Annotated in this window: 16 protein-coding genes; 6 read left to right on the top strand and 10 right to left on the bottom strand. The window is 74.4% G+C overall.

The annotated features are described in order from the left end of the window. Positions 1-75: 75 nt before the first annotated feature. From ACFV0O_RS32460 to ACFV0O_RS32445, 4 genes are all read right to left on the bottom strand, one after another. Positions 76-861, bottom strand: a complete 786-nt coding sequence (locus ACFV0O_RS32460) for a VOC family protein (RefSeq protein WP_380347347.1) — start codon at positions 859-861, stop codon at positions 76-78. Positions 862-1,145: 284 nt separating this feature from the next. After that, entirely contained in the window at positions 1,146-1,832 is a 687-nt protein-coding gene (locus ACFV0O_RS32455) for a fasciclin domain-containing protein (protein ID WP_380347346.1), read from the bottom strand. 106 nt (positions 1,833-1,938) lie between these two features. Beyond that, positions 1,939-3,720: a molybdopterin-dependent oxidoreductase gene (locus tag ACFV0O_RS32450; RefSeq protein ID WP_380347345.1), complete on the bottom strand. Its 1,782-nt coding sequence runs from the start codon at positions 3,718-3,720 to the stop codon at positions 1,939-1,941. A 253-nt stretch (positions 3,721-3,973) separates the two neighbouring features. Beyond that, on the bottom strand, positions 3,974-4,471 hold the full coding sequence (locus ACFV0O_RS32445) for a hypothetical protein (RefSeq protein ID WP_380347344.1): 498 nt from the start codon (positions 4,469-4,471) through the stop codon (positions 3,974-3,976). A 477-nt stretch (positions 4,472-4,948) separates the two neighbouring features. Here ACFV0O_RS32445 and ACFV0O_RS32440 point away from each other — a divergent pair, with 477 nt between their 5' ends. Both ACFV0O_RS32440 and ACFV0O_RS32435 read left to right on the top strand, forming a co-directional pair. Beyond that, entirely contained in the window at positions 4,949-5,533 is a 585-nt protein-coding gene (locus ACFV0O_RS32440; protein WP_380347343.1) for a sigma-70 family RNA polymerase sigma factor, read from the top strand. Then, positions 5,530-6,288, top strand: a complete 759-nt coding sequence (locus tag ACFV0O_RS32435; RefSeq protein WP_380347342.1) for an anti-sigma factor domain-containing protein — start codon at positions 5,530-5,532, stop codon at positions 6,286-6,288. Before ACFV0O_RS32440 ends, ACFV0O_RS32435 begins: the two co-directional genes overlap by 4 nt. Before the next feature lie 236 nt (positions 6,289-6,524). On the opposite strand, the gene ACFV0O_RS32430 is transcribed toward ACFV0O_RS32435, so the two are convergent. Genes ACFV0O_RS32430 through ACFV0O_RS32415 form a run of 4 tightly spaced genes read right to left on the bottom strand, consistent with a single transcriptional unit; the run spans position 6,525 to position 7,781 of the window. Next, positions 6,525-6,812: a hypothetical protein gene (locus tag ACFV0O_RS32430; protein WP_380347341.1), complete on the bottom strand. Its 288-nt coding sequence runs from the start codon at positions 6,810-6,812 to the stop codon at positions 6,525-6,527. Beyond that, positions 6,809-7,168, bottom strand: coding sequence for a hypothetical protein (locus tag ACFV0O_RS32425; RefSeq protein ID WP_380347340.1), 360 nt, complete (start codon positions 7,166-7,168; stop codon positions 6,809-6,811). Before ACFV0O_RS32425 ends, ACFV0O_RS32430 begins: the two co-directional genes overlap by 4 nt. Further along, the gene (locus ACFV0O_RS32420) at positions 7,165-7,314 is read right to left on the bottom strand and encodes a hypothetical protein (RefSeq protein WP_380347339.1); all 150 of its coding nucleotides are present in this window, start codon (positions 7,312-7,314) and stop codon (positions 7,165-7,167) included. The genes ACFV0O_RS32425 and ACFV0O_RS32420 overlap by 4 nt, the downstream gene beginning before the upstream one ends. Further along, complete coding sequence (locus ACFV0O_RS32415) at positions 7,311-7,781, bottom strand: ATP-binding protein (protein WP_380347338.1); 471 nt, start codon at positions 7,779-7,781, stop codon at positions 7,311-7,313. The genes ACFV0O_RS32420 and ACFV0O_RS32415 overlap by 4 nt, the downstream gene beginning before the upstream one ends. Before the next feature lie 168 nt (positions 7,782-7,949). On the opposite strand from ACFV0O_RS32415, the gene ACFV0O_RS32410 reads away from it, so the two are divergent. Next, positions 7,950-9,218, top strand: coding sequence for a hypothetical protein (locus ACFV0O_RS32410; protein WP_380347337.1), 1,269 nt, complete (start codon positions 7,950-7,952; stop codon positions 9,216-9,218). A 25-nt stretch (positions 9,219-9,243) separates the two neighbouring features. Next, positions 9,244-9,957 carry a creatininase family protein gene (locus ACFV0O_RS32405; RefSeq protein WP_380347336.1) on the top strand — a complete coding sequence of 238 codons (714 nt, stop codon included), beginning with the start codon at positions 9,244-9,246 and terminating at the stop codon, positions 9,955-9,957. A gap of 602 nt (positions 9,958-10,559) precedes the next feature. Here the strand turns inward: ACFV0O_RS32405 and ACFV0O_RS32400 are convergent. Then, positions 10,560-10,955 (bottom strand): hypothetical protein, encoded by a 396-nt coding sequence (locus ACFV0O_RS32400; RefSeq protein ID WP_380347335.1) that lies wholly within the window; start codon positions 10,953-10,955, stop codon positions 10,560-10,562. A gap of 275 nt (positions 10,956-11,230) precedes the next feature. Here ACFV0O_RS32400 and ACFV0O_RS32395 point away from each other — a divergent pair, with 275 nt between their 5' ends. Beyond that, positions 11,231-14,272, top strand: a complete 3,042-nt coding sequence (locus ACFV0O_RS32395; protein WP_380347334.1) for a BTAD domain-containing putative transcriptional regulator — start codon at positions 11,231-11,233, stop codon at positions 14,270-14,272. Positions 14,273-14,354: 82 nt separating this feature from the next. Here ACFV0O_RS32395 and ACFV0O_RS32390 read toward each other — a convergent pair whose 3' ends face one another. Beyond that, positions 14,355-17,435 (bottom strand): ATP-binding protein, encoded by a 3,081-nt coding sequence (locus ACFV0O_RS32390; RefSeq protein ID WP_380347333.1) that lies wholly within the window; start codon positions 17,433-17,435, stop codon positions 14,355-14,357. 628 nt (positions 17,436-18,063) lie between these two features. Here ACFV0O_RS32390 and ACFV0O_RS32385 point away from each other — a divergent pair. Next, positions 18,064-18,308: acetyl-coenzyme A synthetase N-terminal domain-containing protein (locus ACFV0O_RS32385; protein ID WP_380347332.1), on the top strand; the 245-nt coding region annotated here is incomplete at its 3' end.

The following is an 18,308-nucleotide window of genomic DNA, read 5'->3' as shown; positions in this document are numbered from 1 at the left end:
CGGGTGGGCGCGCGGGTGGGCGTGCGGGTGGGCGTGCGGGTGGGCGGGGGTGAGGCGTTCGGTGACGGTTCCGGGTCAGGACGGGGCGAGGACGTAGAACTCGTGGCGCTCCGGGTCGGCCAGGCACGTCCACGGGACGTCGCCCAGGCTGCGGTCGCGGTCGGGGTCACGGTCACGATCGGGGTCGCGCTCGCGGTCGAGGTCGGTGGCGCCGAGGGACCGTAGTCGGGCCATCTCCGCCGCTTCGTCGTCGCCCGGATACGGCAGCAGGCCGAGGAGGACCCGGTCCGGCACGGTCTTCGGGTCGGGCCTGCGGAGGAACTCCAGGTACGGGCCGACACCGTCGGGGGAACGGAACACGGCCTGGTCGTCGGTCACCTCGTGCAGGGTCCAGTCGATTGCCGCGCCCCAGAACCGGGCCATGGCCCGCGGGTCCGCGCAGTCGACGACCACCGCGGCGACCGGCCCGGTGTCGCGGTAGACCTCCCGGGGTTCCAGGACACAGAACTCGTTGCCCTCGGGGTCGGCAAGGACCGTCCATGGCACGTCGTCGCCCTGGCCCACGTCGGCGGGCGTCGCACCGAGGGCCAGGAGGCGAGCGACCGTCTCCTCCTGGTGGGCGACGGAGGTGGTGGCGAGATCGAGGTGCACCCGGTTCTTCGTCGCCGACTTGGGCTCCGGTACGGGGACGACGCCGATCCCGAGGGCCACCGGTCCCGGCCGGACGAGGCTGCCCGACGGCCCGACGTACGTGGTCACGCCGGTGCGGTCGGCACTCCAGCCGAGTGCCTGTGCCCAGAAGCGGCTGACTGCCGGGCCGTCAAGGGCCTTGATGTTCACCGTCACGGGTCGCAGTGCCATGCCGGCGATCCTATGCACGGGCTCTGCGGCGGCCTTCGTGTCGCGCGGCGGGTCGGGGCGAGGCGTTCGGTCGCCGGTCGCCGGCTGCTGCGGTGGTTGCTGCTGTCGCTACGTCGGCCTGATCGGCGGCCTCGGTCGCTCCGGTCGCTCCGGTCGCTGGGCCGGCGGATCCCGGTGTCTCGGTCGCTCCGGTCGCTGCCGTGCCGCGGGCCGCCCTGTCGGGAGTCCTGTCGGACGCCTGTCGGCAGGGCGGCCCGCGGCACGTGGGCGGGGCCGGAGAGGTGTCAGGAAGCGGGCATCAGGACGGTGTCGACGATGTAGACGGTGGCGTTCGCGGTCTGGACGTCGCCGCACAGGACCTTGGCGTTGCCGTTGACGGTGAAGTCCTGTCCGGCGCCGGTGACGGTGAGGTTGTCGCCCGCGAGGGTCTTGTGGGCGCCGGTGAGGGCGGTGGGGTCGAGGCGCTGCGGGACGACGTGGTAGGTGAGGATCTTGGTGAGCTTGTCCTTGTCGGCGAGGACGGCGTCCAGGGTGGCCTTGGGGATCTTGGCGAAGGCGTCGTTGGTGGGCGCGAACACGGTGATGTTCTGCGCGGAGTTGAGGGTGTCGACGAGACCGGCCTGCTTGACGGCGGTCACCAGGGTCGACAGCAGCGGGTTGTTGGAGGCGGCGGTGGCGACCGGGTCCTTGGCCATGCCGGTGAAGGACCCGGCGCCGTCCTTGGGCACGGCGGTGCAGGCCGCGCCGAACGGCTGTCCGCTCATGGCGGCGCCGGTCGCCGTTCCGGCAGGGGCAGCGGCAGCGGCAGTTTCCGGAGCTGCGGCGACGGATGCGGACGAGGAGGGGGCGGGCGCCGCGGCGGTGGACGAGGAGCCGGAGCCGTTGCTGCCGCAGGCGCCCAGGCCGAGGGTGAGTGCCGTGGCGGCGAACAGGGCGGCGGCGGTGTGGCGGCGGCGGTGGGTGACGGTCATGTCGGTGTTCTCCTTGGCAGGGGTGTGACGGCCGGTCCGTCGGTCGGGCCGGCCGGGGTCTCGGATGTGAGGGTCGGGGGGCGTCACGGGTCGGGCATGACGCGGGTCACGACGTCACGGTCACGACCGTGCTGTGCCAGCCGGTGGCGCCGGACGGGAAGGGGGCGGCCCGCTCCTCCGTCTGGACGGCGCCGGTGGCGTCGGTGGCCCGGACCTCGATCCGGTGGGTGCCGGGCGTGGCCCCGGTCCAGGTGTGGGTCCACTGCCGCCACAAGTCCGGTCCGGCATCGGCGGCGAGCAGCGCCTCCTGCCAGGGCCCGCCGTCGACCCGGACCTCGACGGCGGCGATGCCACGGTGGGTCGCCCAGGCGGTGCCGGCCACGGCGACGTCACCGGCGCGGACCCGGGCGAACGGGGCCGGCACCTCGATGCGAGAGGCGGTGCGCACCTCGCCCGTACGGTCCCAGCCCCGGCGCACCCAGTACGGGTCGAAGGCGGCGAAGGTGGTGACGTCCAAGTCGACGAGCCACTTGGTGGCCGAGGTGTAGCCGTAGAAGCCGGGGACGACGCTGCGGCAGGGGAAGCCGTGGGCGACGGGAAGCGCCTCACCGTCCATCGCGACCGCCAGCAACGCGCGCCGGCCGTCGAGCACCGACTCCAGCGGGGTGCCGATCGTCATCCCGTCCTGGGACCGGCCGACCAGCTGGTCCGCTCCGGGACGCACACCCGCCCGGCGCAGCAGCGCCGGGAGAGAGGCGCCGAGCCAGCGCGTGGTGCCGACGTACGGGCCGCCGACCTCGTTGGAGACGCAGGTCAGCGTGTGGTCCAGCTCCTCCAGGGGCTCGTGCAGCAGGTCGTCGAACGTGAGGAGGAGCGGGTGGTCGACCATCCCGCGGATGCGCAGGGCCCAGCGGCGCGGGTCGATCCGGGGGAGCGTGAGAGCGGTGTCCACCCGGTAGAAGTCCGCTGTCGGTGTGACGAACGGGGACAGGCCCGAGACCTTGGGGTGGACCGGGACGGGCAACGGCGGCAGCGGCCGGGCGGCCGGGGGGACGCGGACGGCGTCACGGGCGGCGGTGACGTCGTAGCGGCGGTCCGACAGTGTGCGGCCGACGACACCGGCGAGCGCGCCGACGGCGATCGTCCCGCCGGTGGCGGCCAGCACGGACCGGCGGCCGGGGCCCTGCGGGGCGGGCGGTTCCTCGGCCGGTACGGCTGCATCCGCCGCTGTAGCCGGCGCCGTAACCGGTGCCGCCGCCGCGTCCGGCCCTGCTTCGGGCGCCGCTTCCGGCCCTGACGCCGCTTCCGGCCCCGTCGCCGTGGCGGCGCGCAGCCTTCGCGTCAGCCACCGGACGGTGGCCGCGCCGACCAGGCCGGCCACCAGCGCCGGTGCGGCGTCCGCGGGCCCGGCACCGGGGCGGGACAGGGCGGCCCAGGCGCCCAGCCCGCCGAACAGGGCGAAGACACCCGCGCCGACGGCCGGTCGACGGGCGGCCAGCAGCCCGGCCAGTGCGGCGAGCAGGGCCATCGTCAGGTGGATCCCGCCGAGCAGCACCGTCTTGTCGCTGGTCCCGAACGTGCGGACGGCGTACTCCTTGAGCGGAGTCGGTGTCAGGTCGATCGCCGCCGAGCCGACCGCGAGGACCGGCGCGGTGTCCGGGCCGGTGAGGGCGGCGACCAGTTCGCCCGCCCCGAGCGCGGCCACGGCGGCGGCCACTTCGGCCGCCGCGGCCAGTGCCGCCGTGACGGTCGGCCCGGCCGCCGTGACCGCCGGGGGCGCCGCCGTGACCGCTCCGGCCTGAGTGCGGCGGGTGCGGCGGGTCGGGCGGATACGGCGGGCAGGGCGTCGGCCGAATGGCGGTGGGGTCGGTGTCGGGTCGGTACTCACAGCCCCGATTCGTCGGCTCCCGGGGCCCGGATGGGTGGGATTTCCGCTTCACCCGCAGGAGTGGCAGTCCTCGAACGCGCGGACGGTCGGAGGGGAGGGAACGCGGGCGGAGGGGCCGACGGGCCGACGGGCCGATGGGCCGACGGGCCGACAGGCGAACGGGCGGTCCCGCCGTGCAGCGCGGCGGCGGGACTGCCCACCGGTGCCCGACCGCCGCCGGTGCGGCGGGAGACCGGCGGGGGGAGGGAGGTGGTCAGTCGAGCGCGCCGCACAGGGCGGGGGCGGTGGCTTCCTGGGGCAGCGCGGGGTTCAGCTCACTGGGCCCGAGGACGCCGTCGTACCTGCCGTTGTGGTTGTAGTCGATCCCGTGGATCACCACGACGGCGTTGTCCGCCCGGACCTGCCGGGCGACGTCGCTGGTGAGCTGGATGGTGCGGGAGTAGTGGAACGTCCCGGTGGAGGGGAAGCGGTCGACGGCCAGGGCGCTGGCCGGGCTGGTGTCGCCGTTGGTGGTCAGGGAGGTGCCGATCGGCCCGTAGGCGGGCAGGCCGTCGGCGGTGCTGATCGCGGGGTGGCCGTTGTGGAGCGTGGCGGCGTCCGCGGTGGGGCACTCGCCGCTGCCCTTGACGTGGATGTGCATGGCGTGGGGGGCGTCGAGCAGCCCGCTGGCGTTCACCGTGACCCTGGCGGTGTCGTCGCTGTTGAGTACGACGGTGGCGGTTCCGGCCCCGGCGACGTGGTTGTCCGGCACCGGCAGCAGGATCGCGAGGATGAACCGGGAGTGCTGCGGCGTGATCGTTCATTCGTGGTGATCGGTCCGTGCGGGGGATCTCCGCGGTCCGTCCGGCGCCGCGCGTGGACCGGGGCGGCACACCCGGGCCGTGGTGCCTGGACCGGGGCGGCACACCCAGACGGTGGTGCCTGGGCCGGGGCGGCACGCCCGGACGGTACGTATTCGAACGACATGGGCCCGGCCGGTGCGCTCCCGGAGGTGAACCGCTCCGCCCACCAGGGATTCGCACTCCGCACCCGGGCGGATTGGTGGCGCGAAGGAGTGGAAACGGCGGGCAATCCGGTCCGTGAGCAGCTCCGAATGCGGGATGTCAGCTGGTTCTGTTGGCCCCGGCGGGAACCCCGTGTCCCGGTCGTGGGTCGTGGGGAGGCCCGTGATGTCCGCCGTCCGTTCGTGGGGCCCACCGCCCGCCCGCCGTGCCGACGGGGTGGTCGGATGAACGCCGTCGTCCACCTGTCCGGCCCTGCCCGTCCGGGCCCGGACCTGAAGGAACTCCTCACCCGGGTCGCCCTGGGGGACCAGGACGCGTTCTCACGGCTGTACGACGCGGTGGCCGGACCGGTGCTGGGGCTGGTGCGGCGGGTCCTGCGGGATCCGGCGCAGTCCGAGGAGGTCGCCCAGGAGGTGCTGCTGGAGGTGTGGCGCACCGCGGCCCGCTACCGGGCCGAACGCGGCGAGGTGATGCCGTGGGTGCTGACCATCGCCCACCGACGCGCCGTGGACCGGGTCCGGTCGGCGCAGGCCGCGGCCGACCGGGACCGGCGCGCCGCCGGGGCGTCCCACGCCCCGGCGTTCGACGAGGTCGCCGAGCAGGTCGAGAGCAGGCTGGAACGCGAGCAGGTCCGGCGGTGCATGAGGATGCTGACCGAACTGCAGCGGGAGTCGCTGACGCTCGCGTACTACCGCGGGTACACCTACCCGCAGGTCGCCGAGGTCCTCGGCGTCCCGCTGGGCACGATCAAGACCCGCATGCGCGACGGGCTGATCCGGCTGCGCGACTGCCTGGGGGTGGGAGCATGAACGTCGCAGACCCGCACACCCTGACCGGCGCGTACGCCGCGCACGCCCTCGACCCCGACGAGAACGCCGAGTTCGAACGCCACCTGGCCGGCTGCCCGTCCTGTGCCCAGGAGGTGGCCGAGTTCGCGGCGACCCTGGCCAAACTCGGCACCGCGCAGTCGGAGGTGCCGCCGCAGACCCTGAAGGCGAACGTGATGGCGGCCCTGCCGACCATCCGCCAGGAAGCCCCGCACACCGCGCCCGCCCCCGGACAGGGGCCGTCCCGCCCCGGGCGACGGGCACCCCGCTGGACGAAACTGGCGCTGGCCGCCTGCCTGGCCCTCGCCGCCTCGGCCGGCGGTATCGCCGTCCAGCAGCACCACCGGGCCGACCAGGCCAGGGCCCGGGCAGCCGCCCTCCAGGTCCAGCAGGACCGGGTCACCGACCTGCTGACCGCACCCGACGCCCGGACGACCACCGGCCTTGCCTCCGGGGGTGCCGCCGGCGGTGTGGGCACCGCGGTGTGGTCCCACAGCCGGGGCCAGGCCGCCTTCCTCGCCTCCGGCCTGCCGACGCCGGCCGCCGGCACCACCTACCAACTGTGGTTCAACGACTCCGGCACCATGCGCCCCGCCGGACTGCTCCCCGGCGGGAACGGCGCACGACTGCTGTCGGGACCGCTGGACGGGGCGGTGGGCATCGGCGTCACGGTGGAACCCGCGGGCGGCTCGCCGCACCCCACCTCGGCACCGGTGCTGCTGCTGCCCTTCACCTGAGCACGGTGCCGGGCCGCAGGCGGATGCGGCCCGGCACCGTCCGGCGATCGTGCTCAGCGCCCAGCCCCCGTCCAACTGTTCTTCAACTCCCCTGGCCAAGAACCGAACCGGCCATCCGTGCACAGACATGCCGGGGAGCCCGATACCACCGGCATCGGGTTCCGACCCACCGGACCACCACTCTCCCGCCAAGGTTCCGGGGTGGTCCGGCACGTCTTCAGTTGTCCCTGATCAGGTCAGGTGCCGTCCCGAACCGGCTTCTCACAGCCGAAGATCCGCCGGAACAGCTCCGCCTCGGTCAAGTCGAGCAGCGGATCATCGACGCCGGCCATCTCCCGCCAGATCTGCCGCATGAGCAGCAACCGCTGGTCCTCGGAAAAGCCGGGCTCGGCATACCAAGCCACCGCGTCACGGTGCGCGGCCCGTCGGCTCGGCGAGACGGCCCGCACCGGCCGGGAGAACTGGCCGTTCAGCAGCCACCAAGTCGAGGCCCGTTCCCACCAGGCCCGCAGGTGCCGGATCACTGAGGTGTCCCGGGGCCGGCGGGGTACAGACGGACCACGGTCGGGGTCAGGTCGAGGAAGGCCCCAGCCCGTACCTCACCGTGCGTCGCGAGCCGGTGGCCGATCGACTGCACCTCCGACGGCCTGAACAGCTCGGCGAAGTAGCCGTGCTGGTCCGGGCTGAGCGGGAGCGCGTCGAGCGTCTTCAGGAGCGCGGCCATGGCGTCCGGCAGCTTGCTGAAGTGCGCGGGCGCGGTGACGCCTCGGACCTCCGCGATCACCGGGAAGGGGTACGGGGAGGCCGCCTCCGGCCCGGAGCGTCCGGCCACCAGGACCAGTTCCGGGCCCGGTCCACCCTGCTCTCCAAGCCGCGTCACTTCCCCGACACCTCCCCCGCGCGGCGCGGGTGCCACCGGTGGACGCCGACCGTCTGACCGTTCACCACGATGGTCCGGGTCAGCGCCTTCCTCAGCTCCGCGCCGCAGTAGAAGCACCGCGCCGCCGTGGGCGCCTGCCTGCTCATCCCACACCGCCTTCCGGACCCACCAGGGCCCAAACAATCTTTCCGATGCCTTCGGGCCTGGGCTCGAAGCCCCATTCCAGGGAGAGGACTTCCACCAGGTGGAGCCCGCGCCCCGAGAGGTCGTCCGGGTCGGTGGCGCGCCGGATCGCGGGCTTCTCGCTGCTCGCGTCATGCACCTCGATCCGCAGGTGGTCGCACACCACTTCGAACCGGACGGCGATCTCGCGCCCCGGCGACACCCGCGCGTGAACCACCGCGTTGGCCACCAGTTCGTCGAGCACCAGCTGGCCGTCGCCCATGAGGGCTGCGCCGCCCGGGACGTTCTGAAGGAATTTGCGCAGGTGGTTCCTGGCCACCGCGGCGGACCGCCTGTGCCGCGCGAGCTTCGCTTCGAACGCGGGTATTCCGTCGGCCGGCTTGTAGGGTTCGGAGTCGTCGTGGGAGTTCCCCGAGCTGATCACGTGCACCGCCTCCCGATGCCCAAAGGGCGGCCTGAACCTGGACGTTCCGGCCCTTGACGCCAGGTTGCCTGGAGGGAATGCGGACTTCGTACCCAAGCTGGTTACCCAACATGGGTAAACTCACAGGTAATCAACTTGCTTACAGCGTCTGCCGATCGACAGCCGGGGGCAGTGGTGACCGAGGCGCGCGTACCTGACCGGCTCCCCGCAGGCCTGCTGTCCGACCCGGAGATGATCGCCGCGTGCCGAAGACGAGACTTCGCTGCGGTGTTCCGTCTGCTCAAGCCGGCCGGGATCTACCCGTCGCTCATCGCTCGCGCCTGTGACATGACCCCGAGCCGGGTCGGAGAGGTCATGTCCGGGAAGCGCAGGATCGAGAAGATCGATCTCATCGAGCGGATTGCCGACGGCCTTCACATCCCGGGCCACATGCTCGGCCTGGTTTCCCGATCATGGGAGCAGGAAGCGCTTCCCCAGCCCCGCCGCCGCTCGCCGGAGCCGTCTCCCCGTGGGCAGGGCCTCAACGCGCCGATCGACCCCGAGTTCTTTGTCAGCCAGCTGCGCGGCGTCATGCCCGGCCATTACAGGGCCGCGAACCTGCTCGGTTCCCGCCATGCGCTGGACGCGGTGACACGGCACGTCCGGCTGCTCGACCGTCTCCAGCAGAACGCCGGCGGCAGCGCCCGCGACGAACTCCTCACCATCGGCGCCCGCACCGCAGAGTTCCTCGGCTGGTTGAACCAGGACCTCGGGGACTTCGACCAGGCCCTCTACTGGTCGGACCGCGCCATGGAGTGGGCACAGGAGGCAGGCGACGACGTCATGGCCGCCTACGTGCTCTTCCGGAAGAGCAACCAGGCCACCGCCCAGCGCAGCGCCCAGAAGGCCGTCAGCCTTGCCCGCGCGGCACAACGGGCGGTCGGGGCCACCCACCGAATCCGGGCACTGGCAGCACAGCAGGAGGCACAGGGCCACGCGATGATGGGCAACCAGTGCTTTGCGCAGGCGAAGTTCGACGAGGCTCACGAGGTCGCGGCCGCGCCGGACGACTCCCACGCCGACGACGCCCTCGATCTCGCCTACTGCACACCGACCTACATCGAGATGCAGCGCGCGAACTGCCTGATCGAACTCGGCGACCCGCACACAGCCGTCGGCATGTTCGAGGCGGAGCTCCGCGTCCTCCCGCCGATCTACCGCAACGACCAGGGCGTCTACCTCTCCCGACTGGCCCGCGCCTACGCGGTGTCCGGCGAACCCGAGCAGGCCGCCTCCGCAGCCGACCGCGCACTGTCGATCGCCATCGACACCGAATCGGCACGCGCGATGTCCGAACTGTCCGCCGCAGGCCAGGCCCTCCAGCGGTGGAGCACCGTACCCGAAGTCGCCACGTTCACCGGCCGCCTGGCCCTGATGGGCAGCGGGAGCCCTCTCGACCGCTGACGGCCCGATGGGAGAGGCTGAGCTCATGGACGCACTGATCACGGCCGCCACCTCCGCAGACGAACGCCGACGCGGCGCCAAGATCGCCGTGCTGCCGGTCGGCAGCTTCGAGCAGCACGGCGACCACCTGCCGCTCACCACCGACACCGTCGTCGCCAGCCTGATCGCCCAGCGGATCGCCACCGACTACGACTTGTTCCTCCTACCGCCCATCACGCTGTCCTGCTCGCACGAGCACGCCCACATGCCGGGCACCGTCAGCATCAGCGCCGCCACGCTCTACGCAGTGATCAACGACATCCGGAGGTCGCTTCAGGCGTCCGGCGTTCCCGGCCTGCTCATCGTGAACGGGCACGGCGGTAACTACGTCCTCTCGAACGTGGTCCAGGAGGCCAACACCGAAGGCCCGCGCGTCGCCCTCTTCCCGGTCCGCGAAGACTGGCACCGGGCCCGCGAAGCCGCCGGCCTGGAGAGCAGCAGCGCCGAGGACATGCACGGCGGTGAGCTGGAGGTGTCGCTGCTCCTCCACGGTGCCCCGGAGCTCATCCGCGAGGGAATCGCGCAGGACGACCACTCCGCTCCGGAGCGCCCGCACCTCCTCACGCTCGGAATGGCCGGCTACACGAAGAACGGCATCATCGGACAGCCGTCCCTCGGAACGGCGGCGAAGGGCAAGGCCCTCCTCGACAGCCTGTCCCAGTCAGCTGCCGCTCACCTCTCCCTCGTCGCGGGCGGCTGAGCAAGCACTTCGGGCCCTGCCCCGTCAGGGGAAAGGCCCGAAGGAAGAGAAGGAGCCGTGACCGAGCAGACTCAGGCGTTCCTGGGACCGGCTGACTGGACGACGTCGAAGGACCAGAGGGTGGAGCCGCAGGCGGCGTGACGCTTGAGAGTCTCACCCCCACCACCGTTCTGGTGGGCCGACTTCATCCGAGGACGCGCTGCGAGCCGCGCTCGGCGCCTCCGTCTTCGACACCGTCCGGTTCCCGGCGAACGCCGCACACGCCGGCTTGGGTGCCGTCTTTGCCGAAGCGGTGCGCTCCCACCTGCCCCTGCTCAACCGCACCGATGGCCTCCGGTGGGCTCGTCGGCAGCGGCCATCCCTTCGCCTTCCACACGGCTTCTTTCCGGCGTGCGGTCGTCCTCACCGGCACCACGAAGGTGGGCCACCTTGAAGCGAACGCGGAGGCGTTCGCCTCCGCCGTGGCTGTGGTGGAGGGGACGGAGACGGCGGAGGGGCCTGCAGCGAGGAGTTCGGAAGGGGCGCTGCCGTCGGGAGGCACTGACCGTCGGTACGGCGGCTGCGTGAAGCCGCCCGGTCAGGTCCGGCCGGGGCCGAGCCGGTCAGGCCAGGGCGTCGAGGAGGCGGTTCAGTTCGGGGTACCAGGCCCGGCAGACGTTCAGGCGGGTCGCGTTGCGGTCGCCGGGCAGGACGAAGCCGAAGTGGCTCCAGAAGATGCCGCGCCGGAGGGGGACGAGCCGCCTGGCCACGTCCGGGAGCGGGACGCGGTGGGCCAGGCCCTGCGGGCGCACCCGGATCGGGTCGACGTCGTGGAAGGCCAGCGAGCGGTCGGTGAGGGTGACGAAGCAGTCGTTGTTGTCGAAGACGCCGATCAGTGCGTACCGGTACGGGCTGCCCCCGCGCAGGACGCCCACGGTGGCCACCGGCTGCTCGCCCGGGAGGTCCCGGGCGACCGCCTCCGCCACCTGCTTCACCATCGTCGACTTGCGCAGGGCCATCCGCTGCTCTCCTCCTCGGTGCCGGCGTGCGCCGGCCGGTCGGTTCCGGTCTGCGGGGAGCAGGCCTCGTGGTGACGCTACGAACCGCCCGGGCCGCGCGGCACGACGGGGCGCACCGAAGGCTTTGGGCCCCGGCACCGTGAGCGCCCGGGGCCGGGCGCCACTCCGGTGGGGGACAATGGGGGCTCGCCGCGGCCGGGCCGCCCGGCGCGTCGGCCACCCGCTGCCCCGGCCGGCACCGTGGACGGGGCAGTACGGAACGGTGGAGCGAGGACATGGGCGGACTGCGGATCGCGGTACTGGGGCCGCTCCGCGCGTGGCGCGGCGAACGGGAGTTGGACACCGGCCCGGCGCAGCGGCGCGCCGTCCTGGCGGCCCTGGCGCTGCGCTCCGGCCGGGTCGCCACCGCCGAGGACCTGGTGCGGGACGTGTGGGGCGCGGAGCCGTCGGCCAGCGCCCCGGCGGCCCTGCGCAACCACGTCTCGCGGCTGCGTGCCGCCCTGGAACCGGAGCCGTCCGCCCCGAGGGCCCTGCTCTCGCGGGCCGGCGGCTACGCGCTGCACCTGGAGGACGGGGCGCTGGACCTCGCCGAGGCGCAGCGGCTGCGGGCCGAGGCGGAGGCCGCCGAGGCGCGTGGCGAGGCGGAGGCGGCGCTGCGGCTGACCGGCCGGGCGCTCGGCCTGTGGCAGGGGGTGCCACTGACCGGTGTCCCGGGCGACGGCGCGCAGCGGCACCGCGACCGGCTGACGGAGTACCGGCTGGCGCTGACGGAGGCGCGGCTGGAGCTGGAGCTGCGCCTGGGCCGGCACGCCCCGGCGGTCGCGGAGCTCACCGCGCTCGCGGACGAGCACCCGCTGCGTGAGCGCCTGCGGGAACTGCAGATGCTGGCGCTGTACCGGTGCGGCCGGCAGGGGGAGGCCCTGGCGGCCTTCGCCGGGGCCCGGGCGGTGCTCGCCGAGGAGCTGGGGGTCGATCCCGGGGCGGGCCTGGCGCGTCTGCACCAGCGGATCCTGACCGCCGATCCGGCGTTGGACGCGGATCTGGCCGGGGCTGCCGGGGCGGTGGGGTCGGTGGGTGCGGTCGGCCCGCTCGGTCCCGTCGGTGGAGCCGGTCCCGTCGGTGGAGCCGGTTCGGTCGGTGGAACCGGTTCGGTCGGTGGGGAGGGTTGCGAGTCGGGTGCCCGGCCGGTCGAGGGCGACCGCCAGATCTGGCCTCGTCCGGCCCAACTCCCGCCTGACGTACCGGACTTCACCGCCCGTACGGAGGACGTCGCGGCGCTGCTGCGGGCCCTGGGCGGCGGCGGACACGAGCCCCGGAGCGCACCGGTGGCGCCGACCGCGCCGACCGCACCGACCGCAACGACAGCACCGGTGGCACCGACCGCACCGACCGTCTGGACGGTCCACGGGATGGGCGGCGTCGGCAAGACCACCCTCGCCGTGCACGCGGCCCACACCGCGCGCGAGCGGTTCCCCGACGGCCAGCTGTACGCCGACCTGCGGGGCGCCGGTGCCGAGGCCGCCGATCCGTACGACGTCCAGGAGGTGTTCCTGCGCGCGCTGGGCGTCGCCTCCGAGCACATCCCTGCGGACCGCGCCGAGCGCACCGCGCTCTACCGTTCGCGGCTGGCCGGCCGCACCCTCCTCGTCCTCCTCGACAACGCGGCCGGCACCGAACAGGTCAGCCCCCTGCTGCCGGGCACGCCCGGGTGCGCCGTCCTGATCACCAGCCGGGCGCCGCTGGCCTGTCTGCCGACGACCGGCCGCACCGCGCTGGAGCCGCTCAGCGAAGCGGAGGCGACCGGCCTGCTGGAGCGGATCGCCGGCGCCGAGCGGTGCCGCCGGGACCCGGACGCCACCCGTGACCTGGTGCGTGCCAGCGGCATGCTGCCCCTGGCCGTCCGCATCATCGGCAGCCGCCTGGCCGCCCGGCCGCGGTGGAGCACGGTGTTCCTCGCGGAGCGGCTGGAGGACCGGCGACGGCGGCTGGGCGAACTGGAGACCGGCAGCCTCGCCGTGGAACCGGTCTTCGACCTCGGCTACTCGGCGCTGGAACCCGACCATGCCCGCGCCTTCCGCCTGCTTGCGATCCCCGAGGTCCCCGACCTGTCCGTGGCCGCCGCCGCGGCCGTCCTGGAGTGCGGCCCGCGCGCGGCCGAGGCGGTGCTCGACGAACTCGCCCACGCCGGACTGCTGGAACCCGCCGAACCCGGTCGCTACCGCTACCACGACCTGCTGCGCCTGTTCGCCCGGCACCGCACGCTGGAGGCCGACTCCTCGCCGGAGCGCCAGGGCGTGCTCAGCCGGATCGCCCGCTTCCACCTCGCCGGGACGGCCGCCGCCGTCCACGCGGAGTGGCCGCACAGCCGCCTGCGCCGTGCCGTCGACCCGACCACCGGCTCCACCGGTCCGGCGTTCACCGACGAGGCCCGCGCCCAGCAGTGGGTGATCAACGAGCTCCCGGCGATGCTCGCGGTCGCCGCCCAGATCCTCGACCACCCCTACCGGCCGGTGAGCGCCGAGGACACGGCAACGCTCGCCGGCCTGCTGGCGCTGCTCACCGCCTACCCCGACCTGTCCGTGCCCTGGTCCGCCCTGGGCGCCGCCGCCCGCACACTGACCGAGGTCGGTGAGCGCCACGGCGACCGCGCGGCCGTCATGTACGGCTGCGCGGTGGAGGCCATCGCCTGCGCGCAGACCGGTCGCCACGAACAGGCGCGGACCCTGGCCCGCCGCGCGCACGAGGTTCCGCCCCCGCCCGGCCCCGACATGTCCCACCGGATGCTGCACGTCAGGGGGCTGGTGGCGGGCAGACGCCCGGACGGCCTCACCGAGGCCCTGACCCACAACCGCCGCGCCCGTGACCTCTCCCGCGCGGCCGGGGACATCAGCATGGCCGCCCGCTGCGCCCTCGAACTCGCCCCGGCCCACCTCGCCCTCGGCCGGCCCGACGAGGCACTGGAAGCCGCCCGCGACGCGCTCGACGGCTGCCGCGAGGCCGAGAGTCCGGCCGGTGTCGTCGTCGCCCAGCGGTCCCTCGCCGAAGCACTGGCCGCCCTCGGCCGCCACGACGAGGCGCGCACGGAGTACCGGGCCGCCCTCGAACTGTGCGAGGCGCGCGGACTGCGCACCCAGCACGCCCGCACCCTGCTCTCCCGCGCGGCCGCCCTCGCCGGTACGGACCGTCCGGGCGAGGCCGAGGACTTCGCGGCCCTGGCCCTGGCCGCCGCCGTTCGGCTCGGTGACGCCCCGGGCGAGGAACGGGCGCGCACCCTGCTGGCCCGGGCCACGGGCGGGGCGGCGCCGACCGAGAGCTGATCCGGTGGCCCCGGCGACCCCGGCGGCCCCGGCGTTGCCGCACCTCCGACCTGGGCACCCTCCGACCTGGACACCCGCCGCCCTAGACACCCGCCGGCCGGGGCAGTCCCCGGGGTGTGCCCGGGCGGGGGCCGACGACCGTGGGGGCGGGCTGCTCCCCGGTGCCCGCCAGCGCGGCCGTCAGTCCGCTGCGGCCGTCGATGGCGAGCTTGCCGTAGACGTTCGTGAGGTGGACCTCGACGGTGCGCAGGCCGACGAAGAGTCGCTGGGCGATCTCACGGTTGGTCAGGCCGAGGGCGGCGAGGTCGGCGACGCGCCGCTCGGAGGGGGTGAGGGCGGCGACCCCGTGGAAGGTCCGGCTGCGCGGGCGGTCCCCGACCGCCCGGAGTTCGGCGAGGACCAGGTCGCCGAGCACGGTCGCGCCGCACTCGTCGGCGAGGCTGGCGGCCCGCTGCAGGAAGCCGCGCGCCTCGGGCAGCCGGCCGGCCTTGCGGGCCAGGATCCCGCAGTCGGCCAGCGCCTGGGCGTGCCGCAGGCGCGCGGGTGACCGTTCCAGGAGCGCGACGGCCTCGCGGAGCAGTTCCAGCCCCTCCGGGCCGCCGACGACGAGTCCCATGCCGTGCAGGGCCGTGCCCACCGCCTCCGGGACGCCCCACAGCCGGGCGAGCCGGACCTCCTCGGCGGCCAGCGAGCGGGCGCCCGCGCCGCGCCGCAGCGCGGCCTGCACCAGCGCGGCCTCGGAACGCCAGGAGTGGAAGGCCGGTCCGGCCATGCCCCGGGCGTAGGCCCGCTTGCCGCAGTGCAGGAAGTCGGCCAGGGCCTCCTCCAGCCGGCCCTGGGCCACCCGCAGGCGTCCGCGCACCATCAGCACGTGGTCGTTGACCCAGTTGGGGCTCAGCGCGCCGTCCAGACCGGCGCGGGTCAGCAGCAGCTCGGCGTCGTCGGCCCGGCCCCGCCGCACCAGGGAGTCCATCGCGGTCGTCGTCGCGAAGACGGCGAAGCTGTGCGCGGGCCCGATGCCGATCCCCTGCAGCTCCACCAGTGCCGACCGCGCGTCCGCGTGGCTCTCCGTCAGGCGCCCCAGACGGGCCGCCATGTGCGCCCGTACGCTGAGCGCCTGGACCCGTCCGAGGACGGAGCCGCGGGCGTGCGCCCGGTCCACGGCGGCGTCGGCGAGCTCCAGCGCCGTCTCCGTCCGCCCGGCGGCCCGCAGGGCGATCAGGGCGTCGTAGTAGACGACGGACTCGTCGGACAGCGGGTCGGCCCCCTGGCCCAGGGCCAGTTCGGCGAGGTTCACCACCTCCTGCGGACAGCGGCCGACCATGGCCTCACGCAGGCTCAGCAGCGCCGCCAGCGGCCGTCGGACCCCGGGGTCGCCGGTGTCGAGGACGTTCAGCTCCAGCAGCCGCCGTACGGTCTGCGGCGCATTGGCCGCGTTCGTCAGGTCGATGTGGAGCCGGTCGATCTCCAGCCGCATCGCCTGGTCGGGGTCCTCCTCCCGGATCTGCTCACCGGCCTGCCGCAGCACCTCCACGGCGTCGGGGTGGCGGTCCAGGGCGAGCAGCGCGCCGGCCAACCTGCGGGCCACCTCGGCCCGTTCGCCCGGTTCCCGGCACAGCCGCAGGCTGTGCTCCAGGCTGCGCACCGCCACCGGGACGCTGGAGGCGAGCTCCAGCCGCCCCAGCGCGCCCAGCAGCCCGGCCAGCTCCTTCCCGGGCACGTCCTCCCGCAGGGCGCGCCGCACGTAGGCCGCGGCCTGCGCCTGATCGCCCCGTTCGCCCGCTCGCTCGGCGGCCAGGGCCAGCACCCGCGACGCCCACGGCTCGCCCGGCGGCCCGGACAGGAGGTGGGCGGCGATCCGTTCGGCCGGGGCGCCGTGCGCGTGCAGGAACCGGGCCGCCCGGGCGTGGAGGTCCATCCGCCGGCTGGGCAGGACGGTGGACGCGACGGCGGCGGCGACGGCCTCGAACCGGAAGGCCACCCCGGCCCGGGGACCGGCAGCGACCCCGGACCCGGCCTCGGGATCGGACCCGGGCTCGGGATCGGGCTCGGAGTCGGCTCCGGTTCGGGACTCGGTACCGGCACCGGTGCCGACACCGGTCCGCTGCAGACAGCCGGACCGGACGAGCCCGTGCACGGCGTCCTCGACCTCGGGTTCGGTGAGCCCGGTCACCTCGGCCAGCAGGTCGGTGCCCGGCTCGCCACCGAGAACGGCGACGGCCGCGACGGTGGCCGCCGCGTGCGGCGCGAGCGCCGCCGTCCGGGCGAGGACGGCCGGGCCCAGGTCGGCCGGGACGTGTTCGGCGATCCGTGCGGCCAAGGACGCCCCGGGGTCGTGCTGCCCGGCCTCGCGGAGCCCGCGCAGGACGGCCCGGAGCAGAAGCGGATTGCCGCCGGTCGCCTCGCGGCAGGCGGCCGCCATGGAGCGCTCGGCGGGCCGGCCGAGGGACTCCTCGGCCAGCGCCCCGACCGCCTCCTCGGCCAGGGCGCCCAGCGTCACCCGGTGGCCGAACAGCGGCAGGACGTCGGCGAGGGCTCCGGCGTTCGGGTGCGTCCCCTCCTCGCCGAGCACGGCGAGCACGACCAGGGGCAGGTCGGCGCCGCGGCACAGCAGGTAGCGCAGCCAGCGCAGGGAGCCGGGATCGGCCCGCTGGAGGTCGTCGACGGCCAGCACCAGCCGGCCGTGCCCGGCGAGCCGGGCCACGTGCCGGTAGGACGCGCCGAGCAGCGCTGCCTCCGCCTCCGTGGCCGTCGCCGCTGTTGTTGCTGTTGTTGCTGTGGTCGCCGTGGTCGCTGTTCTCGTCATCGTCATCGTCGCCGTCGTTGCGGCAGCGGGCAGATCGGGACCGGGCAGATCGGGGCCGGGCGGGGCGCCGGGGCTCTCGAAGAGCTGACGGACCATGGCGAACGGCGCCTCCCGCTCCAGCGGGTCGACCGAGGCCGACAGCACGAGGACGTCCTGCTGCCGGCGGGCCTGCGACAGCACCTCGCGCAGCAGCGCCGTCTTCCCGATGCCCCAGTCGCCGCGGAGCAGCACGGAGACACAGCCCTCGCCGGGGGCTGCGAGGAGTTCCCGCAGCGCGTGCGACTCGCGTTCCCGTCCGTGCAGGGCGGGGCGGCTGCCCGCTCCCGCGAGATCGAACACCGTGGGTATCGCTGCCATGTGCATCAGGACTGTCCGTCGTCGAAGCGATCCGCGGCCCCGGCCGACAGGTGTCGGGACCGGGGGAGGGAAGCCCCGCGGGGTGGAACCGGAGCGGCCGGCCGCTCGCCCGCCGATTCTCGCGCGCGCGTGTCATCGGCGCGTAAGCGTCCTGTCATCGCGGGGGCCCGGGGGGGGATCAACGGGGATCGACGGGCGGGGGCTGACGGTGGGGACCAGCGGTGGGCTTCGACACCGGGTGGCCGGGCCAGACCTTTCGGTACCGGCCGTCATGTCCCGGCGGCGCTACCCGGCCTAGGTTGGCCGTGGCCGGTGGCGTGCTGCCCGGCTGTTCCGTGCGGTTTGCCCGGATCCGCCTCCGTCGGTCGACGCGGCGTCGTCCGCGCACCGAGAACCACCGCACCGAGAACCACCGCATCGCGGAGCCTCCCGTACCGAGTGCCCACCGCACCCGTACCGAGTGCCCACCGCACCGCCGAACACGCCACGACCGAACCACTGCACGACCGAACCACCGCACGACGAACCACCGCAGTACCGAACCACCGCACAACCGAACCACCGCGTCCCCGAACCACCGCACCATCCCGGCACCGTCCGGACCCGCATCACCACGAGGAGAGAACCGTTGAGCAACGAGAGCCTGGCCAACCTGCTCAAGGAGGAGCGGCGCTTCGCCCCGCCGGCAGAGCTCGCCGCAGCCGCCAACGTCACCGCGGACGCCTACACGCGGGCCTCCGAGGACCGTCTGGGCTTCTGGGCCGAGCAGGCCCGCCGTCTGGACTGGGCCGTCGAGCCGACCCAGACCCTGGACTGGTCGAACCCGCCCTTCGCGAAGTGGTTCGCCGACGGCAAGCTCAACGTGGCCCACAA

The sequence above is a fragment of the Kitasatospora sp. NPDC059577 genome (assembly GCF_042735475.1).
GTDB lineage: Bacteria > Actinomycetota > Actinomycetes > Streptomycetales > Streptomycetaceae > Kitasatospora.
The sequence above is the reverse complement of the archived record's forward strand: the minus strand, read 5'-3'. Positions and strand labels throughout refer to the sequence as shown.

Bases quoted from the DNA above. Each gene is read 5' to 3' on its own strand.
- ACFV0O_RS32435 (WP_380347342.1), top strand. From the start codon at position 5,530: ATGAACGTCGCAGACCCGCACACCCTGACCGGCGCGTACGCCGCGCAC.
- ACFV0O_RS32420 (WP_380347339.1), bottom strand. From the start codon at position 7,314: ATGAGCAGGCAGGCGCCCACGGCGGCGCGGTGCTTCTACTGCGGCGCG.
- ACFV0O_RS32390 (WP_380347333.1), bottom strand. From the start codon at position 17,435: ATGGCAGCGATACCCACGGTGTTCGATCTCGCGGGAGCGGGCAGCCGC.
- ACFV0O_RS32455 (WP_380347346.1), bottom strand. From the start codon at position 1,832: ATGACCGTCACCCACCGCCGCCGCCACACCGCCGCCGCCCTGTTCGCC.
- ACFV0O_RS32405 (WP_380347336.1), top strand. From the start codon at position 9,244: ATGGACGCACTGATCACGGCCGCCACCTCCGCAGACGAACGCCGACGC.
- ACFV0O_RS32400 (WP_380347335.1), bottom strand. From the start codon at position 10,955: ATGGCCCTGCGCAAGTCGACGATGGTGAAGCAGGTGGCGGAGGCGGTC.
- ACFV0O_RS32440 (WP_380347343.1), top strand. From the start codon at position 4,949: ATGAACGCCGTCGTCCACCTGTCCGGCCCTGCCCGTCCGGGCCCGGAC.
- ACFV0O_RS32460 (WP_380347347.1), bottom strand. From the start codon at position 861: ATGGCACTGCGACCCGTGACGGTGAACATCAAGGCCCTTGACGGCCCG.
- ACFV0O_RS32395 (WP_380347334.1), top strand. From the start codon at position 11,231: ATGGGCGGACTGCGGATCGCGGTACTGGGGCCGCTCCGCGCGTGGCGC.